This window comes from Candidatus Zixiibacteriota bacterium (assembly GCA_035574315.1).
Taxonomy (GTDB): Bacteria; Desulfobacterota; Binatia; order UBA9968; family UBA9968; genus DATLYW01.
In genome coordinates, this window is record DATLYW010000029.1 from 37,437 (window position 1) to 50,924 (window position 13,488).

At 65.0% G+C, this 13,488-nt stretch carries 9 protein-coding genes; 3 read left to right on the top strand and 6 right to left on the bottom strand.

The window, feature by feature from the left end; translation table 11 throughout:
* Nucleotides 1-332: 332 nt before the first annotated feature.
* The 6 genes from secA to VNN77_09465 form a co-directional block, all read right to left on the bottom strand.
* Nucleotides 333-3,800 (bottom strand): preprotein translocase subunit SecA, encoded by a 3,468-nt coding sequence (gene secA, locus VNN77_09440; GenBank protein ID HXG51612.1) that lies wholly within the window; start codon nt 3,798-3,800, stop codon nt 333-335.
* Nucleotides 3,801-3,929: 129 nt separating this feature from the next.
* Nucleotides 3,930-4,739, bottom strand: a complete 810-nt coding sequence (murI, locus tag VNN77_09445; GenBank protein ID HXG51613.1) for a glutamate racemase — start codon at nt 4,737-4,739, stop codon at nt 3,930-3,932.
* A 187-nt stretch (nt 4,740-4,926) separates the two neighbouring features.
* Nucleotides 4,927-6,015, bottom strand: coding sequence for a radical SAM protein (locus VNN77_09450; GenBank protein ID HXG51614.1), 1,089 nt, complete (start codon nt 6,013-6,015; stop codon nt 4,927-4,929).
* 13 nt (nt 6,016-6,028) lie between these two features.
* The gene (locus VNN77_09455; GenBank protein HXG51615.1) at nt 6,029-6,556 is read right to left on the bottom strand and encodes a hypothetical protein; all 528 of its coding nucleotides are present in this window, start codon (nt 6,554-6,556) and stop codon (nt 6,029-6,031) included.
* Nucleotides 6,522-7,454, bottom strand: coding sequence for a glycosyltransferase family A protein (locus tag VNN77_09460; GenBank protein HXG51616.1), 933 nt, complete (start codon nt 7,452-7,454; stop codon nt 6,522-6,524). Before VNN77_09460 ends, VNN77_09455 begins: the two co-directional genes overlap by 35 nt.
* Before the next feature lie 163 nt (nt 7,455-7,617).
* The gene (locus VNN77_09465) at nt 7,618-8,049 is read right to left on the bottom strand and encodes a carbon monoxide dehydrogenase subunit G (protein HXG51617.1); all 432 of its coding nucleotides are present in this window, start codon (nt 8,047-8,049) and stop codon (nt 7,618-7,620) included.
* A gap of 276 nt (nt 8,050-8,325) precedes the next feature.
* Between VNN77_09465 and VNN77_09470 the strand changes: the two genes are divergently transcribed.
* From VNN77_09470 to VNN77_09480, 3 genes are read left to right on the top strand one after another with little or no spacing between them, the layout of a single operon-like run.
* Nucleotides 8,326-10,362 carry a transglycosylase SLT domain-containing protein gene (locus tag VNN77_09470; protein ID HXG51618.1) on the top strand — a complete coding sequence of 679 codons (2,037 nt, stop codon included), beginning with the start codon at nt 8,326-8,328 and terminating at the stop codon, nt 10,360-10,362.
* Nucleotides 10,363-10,364: 2 nt separating this feature from the next.
* A complete protein-coding gene (locus VNN77_09475) occupies nt 10,365-11,132 on the top strand; it encodes a gamma-glutamyl-gamma-aminobutyrate hydrolase family protein (GenBank protein ID HXG51619.1) in 768 nt (255 codons plus the stop codon).
* 13 nt (nt 11,133-11,145) lie between these two features.
* Complete coding sequence (locus VNN77_09480; protein HXG51620.1) at nt 11,146-13,473, top strand: ATP-binding protein; 2,328 nt, start codon at nt 11,146-11,148, stop codon at nt 13,471-13,473.
* Nucleotides 13,474-13,488: the final 15 nt, after the last annotated feature.

Sequence of the window (13,488 nt, forward strand, 5' to 3'; positions counted from 1 at the left end):
GCAAAGACGCAAAGATCGCCAAGAAAGAGCGAGTATTTTTCCGCGCCGTTGGCGCGAAATAGAAAATCTTCTCTTTGCGCCCTTAGCGGGCTTGGCGCGAAAGATCTTCTTTTCGCGCCTGCGGCGCGCTCGTGCCGGTCCTCGGTCTTCGGTCCCCGGTCGTACCCGTTCAAGTCGCTTCGCTCCCGTTCAAACGGTTCAAACCGTTCAAGCAGTTCAAACCGTCGCCGCCTGCGGCGTGCTCGTGCCGGTCTTCGGTCGTCGGTCCCCGGTCTTTACTTCGAACCTCGAACCCTCTTTTTCCCGCAAAGACGGCTCGCTGCTCACGATTCTCATTTTCCGCAGCACCGCTTGTATTTCTTGCCGCTGCCGCAGGGACACGGGTCGTTTCTCCCGATCTTCTCCCCTTGTCGCCGGACGGAGGCCTGGCGTTCGGGCGCGGCGGCTTCACCGCCGTGGCTCAAGATCACTCTCTGCGGCCGCGATTGCACCTCGATCTGCTCCGCCACCGCCTCGCGCGCGATCTCCACCGTGAACAGCTTCTGGATCACGTCCTCCTGGATGCGCGCCACCATCTCCTCGAACATCTCGAAGCCTTCCTTCTGGTACTCCTGAAGCGGATTTTTCTGGCCGTAGCCGCGCAGCCCGATCCCTTCCTTCAGGTGGTCCATGTTGAGAAGATGGTCCTTCCACAGGCTGTCGATCGTCTGCAGCATGATGATCTTCTCGAGCTGACGCAGCACCGGCTCGCCGAAGCGCTTTTCCTTTTCCTCGTAAACCGAGGTGACCTTGCGCACCACCCTGTCGGTCAGCTCGTCGGCGGTCAGCCCCTCCACTTCCTCGGGCCTGAGGTCGAAGCGGATGTTGAACTGGTGATAGAGCGCCTCGTGCAATCCCGTGAGGTCCCATTCCGACGGATGCTGCTCCTTGTCGGCGTATCGGCCGACGATATCAGCGGCGATCTCCTGCATCATCTCGACGACGTCTTCCTTGAGGTGCTCGCCCTTCAGCACCTCCCGCCGCTGGGTGTAGATCACCTCGCGCTGCTTGTTCATGACATCGTCGTACTCCAGGAGGTGCTTGCGGATGTCGAAGTTGTGGGCCTCGACCTTCTTTTGCGCGTTCTCGATCGCGCGGGTGACCAGGCGGTGCTCGATCGGGACGCCCTCCTCCATCCCGAGGCGCCCCATGATTCCCTGGATCCGGTCGGCGCCGAAGATCCGCATGAGGTCGTCCTCGAGCGAGAGATAGAAACGCGACGAGCCGGGGTCCCCCTGCCGTCCGGCCCGGCCCCGGAGCTGGTTGTCGATGCGCCGGCTCTCGTGGCGCTCGGTGCCGAGAATGTGCAGTCCGCCGGCCGCGATCACGCGTTCCTTCTCCTCCGCGCACAGGCGGTTGTAATGCTCCAGCAGCTCGCCGAAGCGGTGGCGGAACTCGTCGGGCGCCTTGTCCAGCTGCTCGCGAATCTCTTCGACCACGCGCAGGTATTCCTGCCGTTTGCTCTCGTAGTTCCGCTGGGCTTCCTGCAGCCTGGCCTCATAGGGCCCGCGGATCCGCTCGCAGCGCTCCTCCGCCTCCTCGAAGGCGGCGTGGGCGCTTTCGTATTCCCGAACGAGCTCCGCCTCCTCCCCCTGGCGCAGCGCCGCGAGCGCCTGCTCGAACTCCAGATCGTTGATCCGCTGCTCGTAGTTGCGCCGCCTCTCGTCGAGCGCCTCGACCAGGTCCGCCCGGTCGCCGTTTTTCCCCTGCCAGCGCTCGATCGCGTCCGCGTACTCCCGGCGCGCCTCGTCGAACGCGATCCGCGTGCTCGAAGAGGCCGGCGTTCCGTCGACCAGCGCCGCCTCGAACGCCTCCTTGGACCTGAGGTAGGGCTCGGGAATGTCCCGCAGGTTGTGCAGTGCCTCGATCAGCTCCGTCGTCGACAGGTCGTCGTAGGCACGGCGGAGGTCGCGGAACGGCGAAAGGTCCCGGATGCGGCGCTGCAGCTCGGTCGAGCGCTTGAGCGCTTCGCTACGCTGCTTCTCGTAGAGCTCCGATTCCGCGAGGTACTGCTTCTGGGCCTTCTGGACCTCCTCCTCGAACTTCTCCCGCAGCTCCCGCAACGCGTCCTCGTAGCGCGCCGCGCCCTGAACCGGCAGCTTGGCCGCGCGCGTGATCCACTCGTTTTCCATGTCGGAGCGGGCGAGAAAGTCGGGGTTTCCGCCGAGCAGGATGTCGGTTCCGCGCCCCGCCATGTTGGTGGCGATCGTCACGGCACCGAAGCGGCCCGCCTGTGCGATGATGCTCGCCTCGGCCTCGTGGTTGACCGCGTTCAGGACGTTGTGCTTGATTCCTTTTTTCTTGAGCATGCGCGACAGCCGCTCGGACTTCGCCACCGACGTGGTGCCGACGAGAATGGGCTGGCCTTTCTTGTGGCGCTCCTCGATCTCCTGCACGACCGCCTCGTACTTCTCGTTGTCGGTCCGGTAGACGACGTCCGGATAGTCTTCCCGGATCATCGGCCGGTGGGTCGGGACCACGACCACGTCGAGCTTGTAGATCTTCTTGAACTCCGGAGCCTCGGTGTCGGCGGTGCCGGTCATGCCCGCGAGCTTCTTGTACATCCGGAAATAGTTCTGGATGGTGATCGTGGCGAGCGTCTGGTTCTCCTCGCGGATGTGCACCCGTTCTTTCGCTTCGACCGCCTGGTGCAGGCCGTCGGACCAGCGGCGCCCCGGCATGAGCCGACCGGTGAACTCGTCGACGATGATGACTTCCCCGTCCTTGACGACGTAGTCGACGTCGCGCTTGAAGATCGAATGCGCCTTCAGCGCCTGCTGCACGTGATGCAGCGTGTCGATCTGGCGCGGATCGTAGAGATTGTGGATGCCGAGCAGCTTCTCGACCTTGGCGACGCCGCTTTCCGTCAGGGTGACCGACCGGCTCTTTTCGTCGACGGTGTAGTCTCCCTGTGCCTCGATCGCCGCGCGCTTGTCCTGCGTCGGGTCGCCCTGGATGACGGCGCCGCGCTGCAGCTTGGGAATGATCCGGTCGATCACGTAGTATTTGTCCGTCGACTCCTCCGCCGGGCCGGAGATGATCAACGGCGTCCGGGCTTCGTCGATGAGTATGTTGTCGACCTCGTCCACGACCGCGTAGTTGAGCTCCCGCTGGACGTAATCCTCGAGGGAAAACTTCATGTTGTCGCGCAGGTAGTCGAAGCCGAACTCGTTGTTCGTGCCGTAGGTGATGTCTGCCCGGTAAGCCTGCTGGCGGCTGACGGGACGGAGGTTGAGGTAGCGATAGTCCTTGGTGAGATAGGACGGGTCGAAAACATAGCTCATCTCGTGGACGATCGACGCCACCGAGACGCCGAGCTTGTGGTAGATCGGACCCATCCACTGGACGTCGCGCCGGGCGAGATAGTCGTTGACGGTCACGAGATGACAGCCCTTGCCTTCCAGGGCGTTGAGGTAAAGGGGCAGCGTCGCGACGAGCGTCTTGCCTTCGCCGGTCTTCATTTCGGCGATCTTGCCTTCGTGCAGGACCACCCCGCCGATCAGCTGGACGTCGAAGTGGCGCAGACCGATGGTGCGCCTGGAGGCCTCGCGCACGGCGGCGAAGGCCTCGGGCAACAGGTCATCGAGCGTGGCTCCGTCGGCCAGCCGTTTCTTGAACTCGTCGGTCTTCGCCCGCAGCTCGGCGTCGGTCAGCCGCGCGAATTCCGGCTCCAGGGCGTTGATCCGCTCGATGATCGGACGGATCCGCCTGATCTCGCGATCGTTCTTCGTGCCGACGATTTTCTTGATGATTCCCAGCATGCTTCAAAGGCCGCTGCGCGGCAGACAAAGAGCGCCTTCGGCGCTCGATAATAAAATACACGATAGTGACCGGAGCATACAAGGTGCCGGGGTCGCGGCGGGCCTTCGGGAGCGGCGGACCGAGCCCCGTCAGCGCTCGATGCGCACCGCGGACTCGACCTTTTCTCCCAGGAAGCGGCGGCCCACCTTCACGAACCGCTCGGGCGCGTCCGTGACGAAGAAGCTGTGCACTCCCCTGCCGTTCCTGCGCGCCAGCGACTCCCTTTTGAGAACGGTCGCGACCTCCCTGGCGACCTCTGTTCCCGAGTCGACGAGCCGAGCTCCAGGCCCCATGAACTTCCGGATGGCCTTCTTCAGCAAGGGATAGTGGGTGCATCCGAGGATCAGGGTATCGATACCGCTTTGCTTGAGGCTACCGAGATAGGCTTCGACCGCCAGCCGGGCGATGCGGTTGTCGGTCCAGCCTTCTTCCACAAGCGGCACGAACAGGGGGCACGCCCGGCTGTAGACCTCGACGGCCGGGTCTCGGGCCTTGAGGGCCTTCGTGTAGGCGCCGCTTTGAATGGTTGCCTCCGTGCCGATCACCCCCACCTTCCGGCTCCGGCTGATCTCCAGGGCACGCCGAACGCCGGCGTCGATCACCCCCAGAACCGGCACGGAGCAGTTCGCGCGCAACGCCTCCAGGGCGACCGCCGTCGACGTATTGCACGCCACCACCAGGAGCTTGACGCCCTTTTCGATGAGAAACTCGGTATTCTCGAACGAGTAGCGCAGGACCGTCTCGACCGACTTCGGGCCGTACGGGGCGCGCGCGGTGTCGCCGAGGTAGACCGTGTTCTCGTGCGGCAGCGCGCGAATGATCTCGTGCAGCACGGTCAAGCCGCCGATGCCGGAATCGAACAGCCCGATCGGACGGTCACGGTCGACGAGACGGTTCAAGTCGCTGCGCTCCCGTTCAAACGGTTCAAACCGTTCAAGCGGTTCAAGCCGTCGCGCCTGCGGCGCGTTCGTGCCGGTCTTCCGTCCCCGGTCTCCGGTCGTACCCATTCAAGTCGCTGCGCTCCCGCTCAAGCGGTTCAAGCCGTTCAAGCAGTTCAAGCCGTCGCGGCCCCGCCCGGCCGACGATTCACATTCCCGGCAGCAGCAAGTCGCCCAGCTCCTTTTCGCAGCCGGGCGCGTAGCCGAACACGTCTTGCCAGACCTCCCTGGACTCCATGCAGAGGTACACCTTCGTGGCCGGGGCGGCGCTCCGAATCCAGCCGAGCATCCGGCGGTACATCTGCACCCGCAGCGGCTGGAAATAGCGGAGCTTGCCGTCGCGGCAGAGCACCTGCTCGCCGGCGAGCAGGCGGGCGCTCGCGCCGCGCTCGCGCATGGCTCGCTTGAGCGCCGGGGTGGCGCGCAGAACGCCCATGCTCAGCCACGAGACCCGCCGCCAGTCGACGGTCGCGAAGATCCGCTCTACCAGATCGCGGTAGTCTTGCTCCCATCCCGGGTACTCGATCATCGGATCGAAATGAAACCCGAGCCGGTAGCCCGCGTCCTGGCAGCGGCGCGCCGCCCGCAAGCGCTCCTCCAGCGAAGCGGTTCCCGGTTCGTCGGCTTCGATCACCCGCTGCGGGCTCATCGACCACGAAACCACCACCCGCCCCTTCGGGTCGAGCTTCAAGAGGTCGTCCACGCAATCGCTCTTGGTCTTCAGCTCCAGCAGGACGTTCGGCTGGGCCGCGAAAAACGGCACGGCCTGTCTGGAAAAGCCAATGTACGGATCCAGGGCGAGGCTGTCCGTGATCTCGCCCGTGCCGATCCGGAAAAGCAGCTTGCGGTGCCGGGCGAGCAGCGCGCCGGCTTCCGCAAGCAGGTCGTCCGTATTGCTGAAGACCTTGAGCGCCGGATTTTCCGAGAGATAGTCCTGCAGGTAGCAGTAGCTGCAATCCATCGGGCAGTTGCTGGCGAAATTGATCACGAAGTAGTTGCAGCAGACCTGACCGCCGCTTCCCGGACATTTCTTCAAGAACTCGCCCTTGTGCCTGGCCAGGACGAGCTTTTTCTTGGCGGCGGCGAAGCCTCTGACCGGCTCGCGGCCGGCAGCGAGATCGTCCGGCGCAACGAGGCGAACCGGCACCTCCGGCAGGCTTCGCCTGAGGTTATAAAAAATCGGGCTCGTCTCCGAGCCCTGCTCGACGATGATCTCCTCGAATTTAAACGGGACCATGATTCGGCGCGCTCTAGGTACGATCTTTCTCCGGCCCTTCAGCCGCCTGCCCTTCGCCTTCGGGGCCTCTCTCGCCCCTGAGCAGCTCGAAGATCTCGCGCACGGCCGCGCTCGAGCAGGCCTGCGCGAGCTTCTCCACGGCCGCCCTCAGCTCGCCCGCATCGCGCGCGGCGAACTCGACTCGCAGATCGCCGCCCTCCAGGCCGGGTGCGACGGAGAGGGTGACCCGAGGAGAGAGCTTCAGCTCGCGAATGCGCGCGCGGATCGCATCCTCGACCCGGCTCAGCCGGGGAAACCTCAACCGCCGGACCTCCTCTTTCACGCGCTTGAGCCTGTCGGCCCGCCCGAGCCTGGGATCCGTCCGGATCGCAGCGAGCGCGGGACCCTCCAGAACGGCGGCGACCGGCGTTCCGTCCCTGGCGGCGATCTCCTCGAGCCAGTCCATGAGATCGCGCAGGTGGTTCTCGCCGATCTTCAGCTCCCGCGCCAGGACGAGCAGGCTTTCCCTATCGCGCTCCGGCCAGCCGAGCCAGCGGCTCACTGTGCGCGGGTGAAATCCCCGCGCCGTCCCGTGCTCCCGAATCTGTTCTTCCGACATCGCCGATTTCTTCCAATGCCCCGGCCGCGAGCGCTTCGTACCCGGCGGCCTCCGCCAGCCGGCCGCGCTTTCGCGCGCCCTGCGCCACGATCGCCGCCTTGCGCTCGAGTGCCTCCGCGACCCAGCGGCGCCTCTCGCCTTCGATTCCGCTCCGCAGGAGCTTGGCGAGGGCCGCGACGCGGAACCGGTCCATCCCCCACACCGAACGCGAAAGCTGATCCGCATGGCCGCCCCGCTTGACCACCAGAGGCTCTTCGAGGAGCCAGACCGGGTATCGCGCGCCGATCCTCAGCCAGAGCTCGTAGTCTTCACAGACCGGAAACGATTCGTCGAACCCGCCCATCCGGTCGAAAAGCTCGCGCGTCATCATGACGGCCGAAGGGCTCACGAGACAGAGATCGAGGCTCCGCCGGAAAATGTCGCCGGACGGCTTGCGATGGCGCGCTTTGGGATTCACGCGCACGCCGCAACGCAGCCAGATCTCCTCGCTCTGGCAGATCTCCCTTTCGGGAGCTGCTTCCAGGTACGCGGTCTGCAGCTCGAGCTTGCGCGGCAGCCAGAGGTCATCGGAGTCGAGAAACGCGACGTATTTCCCGCGGGAGCGGGCCACGCCCGCGTTCCTCGCCGCCGCCGGGCCCCCCCGGCTCCGGCGTAGCACCGTTACGCCGCGCACGGAGGCGAGCCGTTCCGCCGTGCCGTCGGTCGAGCCGTCGTCGACGACGATCAGCTCGAAGTCGCGAAAGCTCTGCGCGAGCACCGACTCAACCGCCTCACGGACCATCGGCCAGCGGTTGTAAGTCGGGATAACGACGCTGACTAAAGGATCGTTCAGACGGTTCAAGCGCTACGCTTCGTTCAAACGGCTCAAGCCGTTCAAGCGGTTCGAGCCGTGCCGCGCCGTTGGCGCGAAGGCGAAAATCTTCTCTTTGCCTTCCTGGCGCGATCGATCTGTTCTGCTCACTGCTTACTGCCCCGGAACCGTTTGAACGGCTTGAATGTTTCTTTTACACGAACGTTTCGATCTTCTTGAAAAACTGATCGACCATCATCCTGGCGACGCCGCTGAGCATGCGCTGGCCGATGCTTGCGATGAGCCCGCCGACCTTCGCCTCGGTGCTGTACCGCACCAGGGTTTTCCCGTTCTGCTCCTCGAGGTCGATGGCGACGTCCCCCTGCATGAAGCCGGGGCCGCCCGATCCTTCTCCGCTCAGGACGTAGTGAGCTGGCGGCTGCTTGTCCTTGATCGCCACCTTTCCCTTGTACGTTCCCTTGACCGCCGCCACCCCGACCTTCATAACCGCCTCGTAGCGGTCGGGCCCGATCTCCCGCAGCTCTTCGCACCCCGGCATGCACTGTGCGAGGATCTTCGGGTCGAGCAGGACCTGCCAGACCCGTTCACGCGGCGCGTTGAACGTGTAACTCCCTTCGATTTTCACGCGTGCCTCCTCCTGGCAGCGGCCGTCGCACCCGGGCAGACAGGACCGCCTGCATGCGACAAACCATAACTTTCATCGCCCGGAAAAACAACAGCGCCGCGCTGTCAAAGAGCTCCCGGATTCCGGTTTGACGTTCGAAGTGAAGACCGGGGCCGGGACGGAGGACCGGGAAGTGCGACGGCGTCTTTCCCGGTCATCGGTCCCCGGTCGTGGGTGTGCCGCTGCGCGGTCTCCTATTCGTTGAATCCCCCGGGAGCCTTGGTTAGACTAACGCGGATGAAGTCGGTTGCGGCCGCACTCGTCCTGCTCTTCTGTGCCAGCGGGCCGCTCCCGGCAGCGGCGCAGGAGCCCGATGCCGGGAGCCTCTTTGCAGCCGCCTACGCGGCCTTTTCCGCCGGGGACCGCGCCACGGCCCGCGAGCTCTTTCAGCGGACGCTCGCGGCCGACTACCTCCTATCCGACCACAGTCTTTATCATCTCGCCTCGATCGCCTCGGAAGAAGCCGACTGGCCCGCGGCGGTCGGTTTTCTGGAGCAGCTCCGGCAGCGGTTCCCTTCCAGCATCTGGTATCATCGAGCGGGGCTCCAGCGCGCGAAAGTAGAGCTCGCGCAGAAGAACTACGCCGCGGCCGCCGCGCTCGCGAAAGCCCTTCGGTCCGAAAAAAGCCTTCCGTCGGACGTGGCCGAGGAGGCGCTTTTCGTCCAGGCTCGGGCGATAGAACGCGAAGGCGACCTCGCCCGGGCTCACTCGCTTTTCCAGGAGCTGAGAGCGGCGGCACCGCGGTCCCCCTGGGCGGCGGCTGCCCGTAGAGAAGTCGAGCGGCTGCGCCAGGCCTACCCGGAGCGGTTCGGTCTCGTTACGGTCGCGGATCTCGCCGAGGAAGCCCGGCGGCTGGCTCTCGAGCGCGAGCATGGCGCCGCCGAGGCGCTCTACAAGAAGCTGCTCGCTCAGGATCTGGAGCCGCCGCTCCGCCTTCGCTTTCTCTCCAGGCTCGCCCGTGTCTACCTGGCCGCCCGCAGGCGAAACGAAGCCCTGCCCGTTCTGGAGGAGATCGCCCGGGAGTTCCCCGACGGCGCAGAGGCGGCCGAGGCGGTTTTCCGGATCGGGCAGATCCTCTGGAACCGCAACGACAACCTGCGGGCGCTCGACTACTTTCATCGTCTCATGGAACGCTACCCGCGAAGTCCTTACAACGACCAGGCCTATTTCGCGGCGGCCGACATTTACGAGTCGCTGGGCCGCAAGGACGAAGCGGCCGCGTTCTACACCACCATCGGCAAACGCTTCCCGCACAGCCGGACGCGGAACGACGCTACCTGGCGGCTGGCGTGGCTCCACTACCGCTCGGGAAATCATTCGAAGGCCTTCGAAACCTTCAAGCGCCTCGCGGGCCGCACCGACGACGATCGCTATCGAATGGCCGCGCGCTACTGGCAGGCGCGCAGCGCCGAGAAATCCGGCATGGCCGAGACCGCGATTCGTCTTTATCGGGAGATCTGCGCGGCTCCGGAGGAGTCCTACTATCAATCGCTCGCCGCCGAACGGCTGAAACGGTCCGGAATCGAGATCGAGCAGCCGCAGCCCCCGAGCAAGATGGCCGAGGCGGAGATCGACCCCGCGCTTTCGCCCGCCCTTGCCTTCCACCTCGAACGGGCCAGGGAGCTCGGCCGGATACAGCTTCGGCGCTTCGCGGTGCGCGAGCTGGAGGAGCTGCGGCGCGCCGGAGCCATGCAGCCGGGTTTGAGCGTGCTGCTGGCGCGCGAGTTCGCGCGAAACCAGGCTTTCAGTCAGAGCGTGGCGGTCACCAACGGGTTGCCTGTTTCATGGAGCGAGCGCGATTTTTACCGCTTTCCACTTGCCTATTGGACAACGGTCCGGAAGGAGGCGGCCGAAAAAGAGCTCGATCCTTATCTCGTGGTTTCGCTGATCCGGCAGGAGAGCCTCTTCGACCCCCGAGCCCGCTCTCCGGCCTCCGCCATGGGCCTGATGCAACTTTTGCCCTCGACGGCGGCGAGGATTGCCCGCCAGTCCGGGCTTGCGGGCTTTTCCGAAGAGAAGTTGTTCGAGCCGGAGCTCAACATCGCGCTTGGCACTCAGTACCTGAAGGATCTGCTGCGTCGCTACGCGAACAACCTGATCAAGGCGATTGCCGCCTACAACGCGGGCGAGGCCGCGGTGGATCGTTGGGAAAGGGAGCTTGCGAGCGACGACGTCGAGGAGTTCGTCGAGCGGATCCCCTACCTCGAAACCCGCCAATATGTTAAGTTGGTCGTTCGCAATCACCGGATCTACAAGAAGTTGTACGACCGATAGCGATGAGCAGAATCGGCCCGGGAGGCGCGCCCGTCATCGGCGTTACAGCCGATCTCACTCCGGCACCGGCGCAGAAAGGGGCGGGTGAAGAAGCCCTGCTTTTCCTGCCCCGGCGCTACTGCCTCGCCCTGCAGCGCTATGGAGCGCTGCCCGTGATGCTTGCGCCGGTCTCCCAAGGTCGGGCTGTCGACGGGTTGCTCGACCGGCTGGACGGACTATTGATCAGCGGCGGAAACTTCGACATTCACCCCCGTCGCTACGGCGAGAAAGCGGTTGCCGCTCTGGGAGAGATCAAACCCGAGCGGACCGCGTTCGAGCTCGAGCTGATCGAGCGGGCCTTGAGGCGAGACATGCCGCTGCTCGGTATCTGCGGCGGCGCGCAGGCGCTCAACGTCGCCCTCGGCGGCTCGCTCTATCAGGACATCTCGACGCAGCTCCCCGGCGCCGGCGTCCACCAGCGCACGCCGGGAAGGACCGCTCCCCGCCACTCCGTGCGCATTCTCGCAGGCACGCTGCTTCGGCGAATCGTCGGGAGCGAGCGCCTCACGGTCAACAGCAGGCATCACCAAGCCGTCAAGGAACCCGGGAAAGGGCTGGTCGTCAACGCCACCGCCGGGGACGGCCTGATCGAGGGGATCGAAAGCCGGAACCATCCTTTTGCGCTCGGCGTCCAGTGGCACCCTGAAGCTCTGTCCGATCGCTCTTCCGCCGGGCGCCGAATACTGACGTTTTTCGTGGCAACCTGCCGGCGGTTCGCCCGGCGATCATGACCGGCGTCGCCTCATGGTCCGGATGCTCTTGCAGACTGAAAACTACGCCGCGAACCTGCAGGCGCTGCCGGTCTTCCTGACGGCGATCGCGGCTGCGGCCCTGGGTCTGGTCATTGCCGCGGTCGAAAAGCGCCAGGCGGCGGTGCCCTTCCTTGCCATGACGCTGGCCGTGGCCGTCTGGCTCCTCAGCTACGCGCTCGCCTACTGCGCGCGCGTGGAGTCGGTGGCGGTCGCCTGGGCTTCCGTCGGCCAGGCGGGGGTGACGGCGATCCCGGCTGCTTTTTACCATTTCACCGCGAGCGTTCTCGGCGTCCACGAGAAGCGCAAGCGCTCCATCGGGCTCTGCTGGCTCCTGTCGGGCCTGTTTCTCTGCACGGTGGCCTGGACCAACGGCTTCGTGGCCGGGGTCTACCTCTATAGCTGGGGGTACTACGTGCGCTATGGCTGGATCGGCGCGGCTTTCCTGCTCTACTTTTTTGCGGCGATCGCCTGGAGCCTCCAGGCTTACCGGCTCGGGTTCCGGACCGCGGGCTCCAGCACCGGCAAGCTTCGCAGCAAGGCACTGTTCACCGCCTTTTGCGTCGGATACCTGGGCGCCGTCGATTATCTGCCGGCCTTCGGTGTCCCCCTCTATCCCGTCGGTTTCCTTCCGGTCCTTGCTTCCATCGTGCTCGCCGCGCGCGCCGTACGCCGTTATCGGCTGATCGACGTCACTCCGGCATTCGCCGCCGAACAGGTGATCAATGCCATGGCCGACGCTCTGCTAATACTCGATCACGAAGGGATCGTGCGCGTCGCCAATCCCGCTGCGTGCCGGCTTTTCGAGCGGCAGCAAAATCGTTTGATCGGCTCTCCGGTGGGCGAGCTCGGCAGCCGCTGGGCGGGCGCGTGCCCCGACCTGGAGCGGCGGATTCTCGCAGGCTCCTTGCGCGAGGTCGAGCTGGCGCTCCCGGCTGCAGCAAACGGCGTGACTCATGTAAGCGTCTCCTCCTTCCCCATGATCGGCGAGGACCACCGCCCGGTCGCCTTCATCTGCATCTTCCGCGACATCTCCCAGCAAAGGAAATCGCAGGAGGAGCTGCGCCGCCACGCCGAACGCCAGGCGGCCCTCTACGAGATAAACCGTGCGATCACCTCCACGCTCGAGCTCGAGGCCGTCCTCAACCTGTTGCTCGACAGGCTGGAGCGCCTGCTGCCGCACACCGCGGTCACGGTCATGCTCCTCGGCAAGCAAGGCGAGGATCTCTCGAAAGTCGGTTGCCGCGGGATCGCGCCGGACGCGTGGAAAATCGAGGAACGTGCCCGGGGGCAGCACCCGGTCCTGTCGCGCAAGGAGGTCCTCTTCGTTCCCGATATCCGCCAGAGCGGGCTGCCCGACTGCGATGTTTTCGCGCGGAACGGCTTTGTCTCCTGTCTCGGAGTGCCGCTCATGGCGAAGGACGCGGTCTTCGGGGTTCTCTCGTTCTACCGCCGCGAGCCGGGCGAATTCTCCGAAGAAGAGCTCTATTTTCTCAGAAACGTCGCCGCGCAGACCGCCGTGGCGATCGACAACTCGCAGCTCTACGAGCAGGCCCGCAGGCAGGCCGTCGACCTCGAAAGGGCGAACCGGGTCAAGGACGAGTTCCTGAGCGTCATGTCGCACGAGCTGCGCACCCCCTTGAACGTCATCTCGGGGTACGCCAAGCTCGTCGAGGACGGCATGCTCGGAGAGGTCAACCCGGAGCAGGTCAACGCGCTGGAAAAGGTGTCCCGCCACGCCAGCGAGCTGCTCGTGATGGTGAACAGCATCATGGACGCCACCAAGATCGAGGCGGGAGCGGTCGTGGTCGAGTGCGAGGATTTTTCGTTGTCCGAATTCCTGCAGGATCTCGCGTATCTCTACGATTACCCCCTGCCGAAGAATCTCTCCCTGGAGTGGAACTATCAGCCCGACCTGCCGCGGATCCGGAGCGACCGCGGCAAGCTGAAGCACGTGATGCAAAACCTGATCAACAACGCGCTGAAGTTCACGGAAGCCGGACGGGTCGTCGTCTCCGCTCGCCGGACGGCCGAGGATCGGGTCGAGCTGGAGGTCTCCGACACGGGAATCGGCATTGCTCCCGCCGACCTGCCTTCGATTTTCGACAAGTTCCGTCAGGTCGACAGCTCGCGCACCCGCAGCCAGGGCGGCGTCGGTCTCGGCCTCCACATCGTCAAGACCTTCGTGCAAATGCTCGGCGGCACGATCCGAGTCGAAAGCCAGCTCGGAAAGGGCAGCACGTTCACGATTACGCTGCCGTGCGTGTATAGCGGCAGTGCGCCTTCCCGCTACCATGCCGCGCCGCCGGGCCGTACCCTGTAAACGTCGCCAATGACA

Excerpts from the sequence above, each read along its gene's own strand:
- VNN77_09450 (HXG51614.1), bottom strand. The coding sequence starts at position 6,015 with ATGGTCCCGTTTAAATTCGAGGAGATCATCGTCGAGCAGGGCTCGGAG.
- VNN77_09475 (HXG51619.1), top strand. The coding sequence starts at position 10,365 with ATGAGCAGAATCGGCCCGGGAGGCGCGCCCGTCATCGGCGTTACAGCC.
- VNN77_09470 (HXG51618.1), top strand. The coding sequence starts at position 8,326 with ATGAAGTCGGTTGCGGCCGCACTCGTCCTGCTCTTCTGTGCCAGCGGG.
- VNN77_09480 (HXG51620.1), top strand. The coding sequence starts at position 11,146 with ATGGTCCGGATGCTCTTGCAGACTGAAAACTACGCCGCGAACCTGCAG.
- secA (HXG51612.1), bottom strand. The coding sequence starts at position 3,800 with ATGCTGGGAATCATCAAGAAAATCGTCGGCACGAAGAACGATCGCGAG.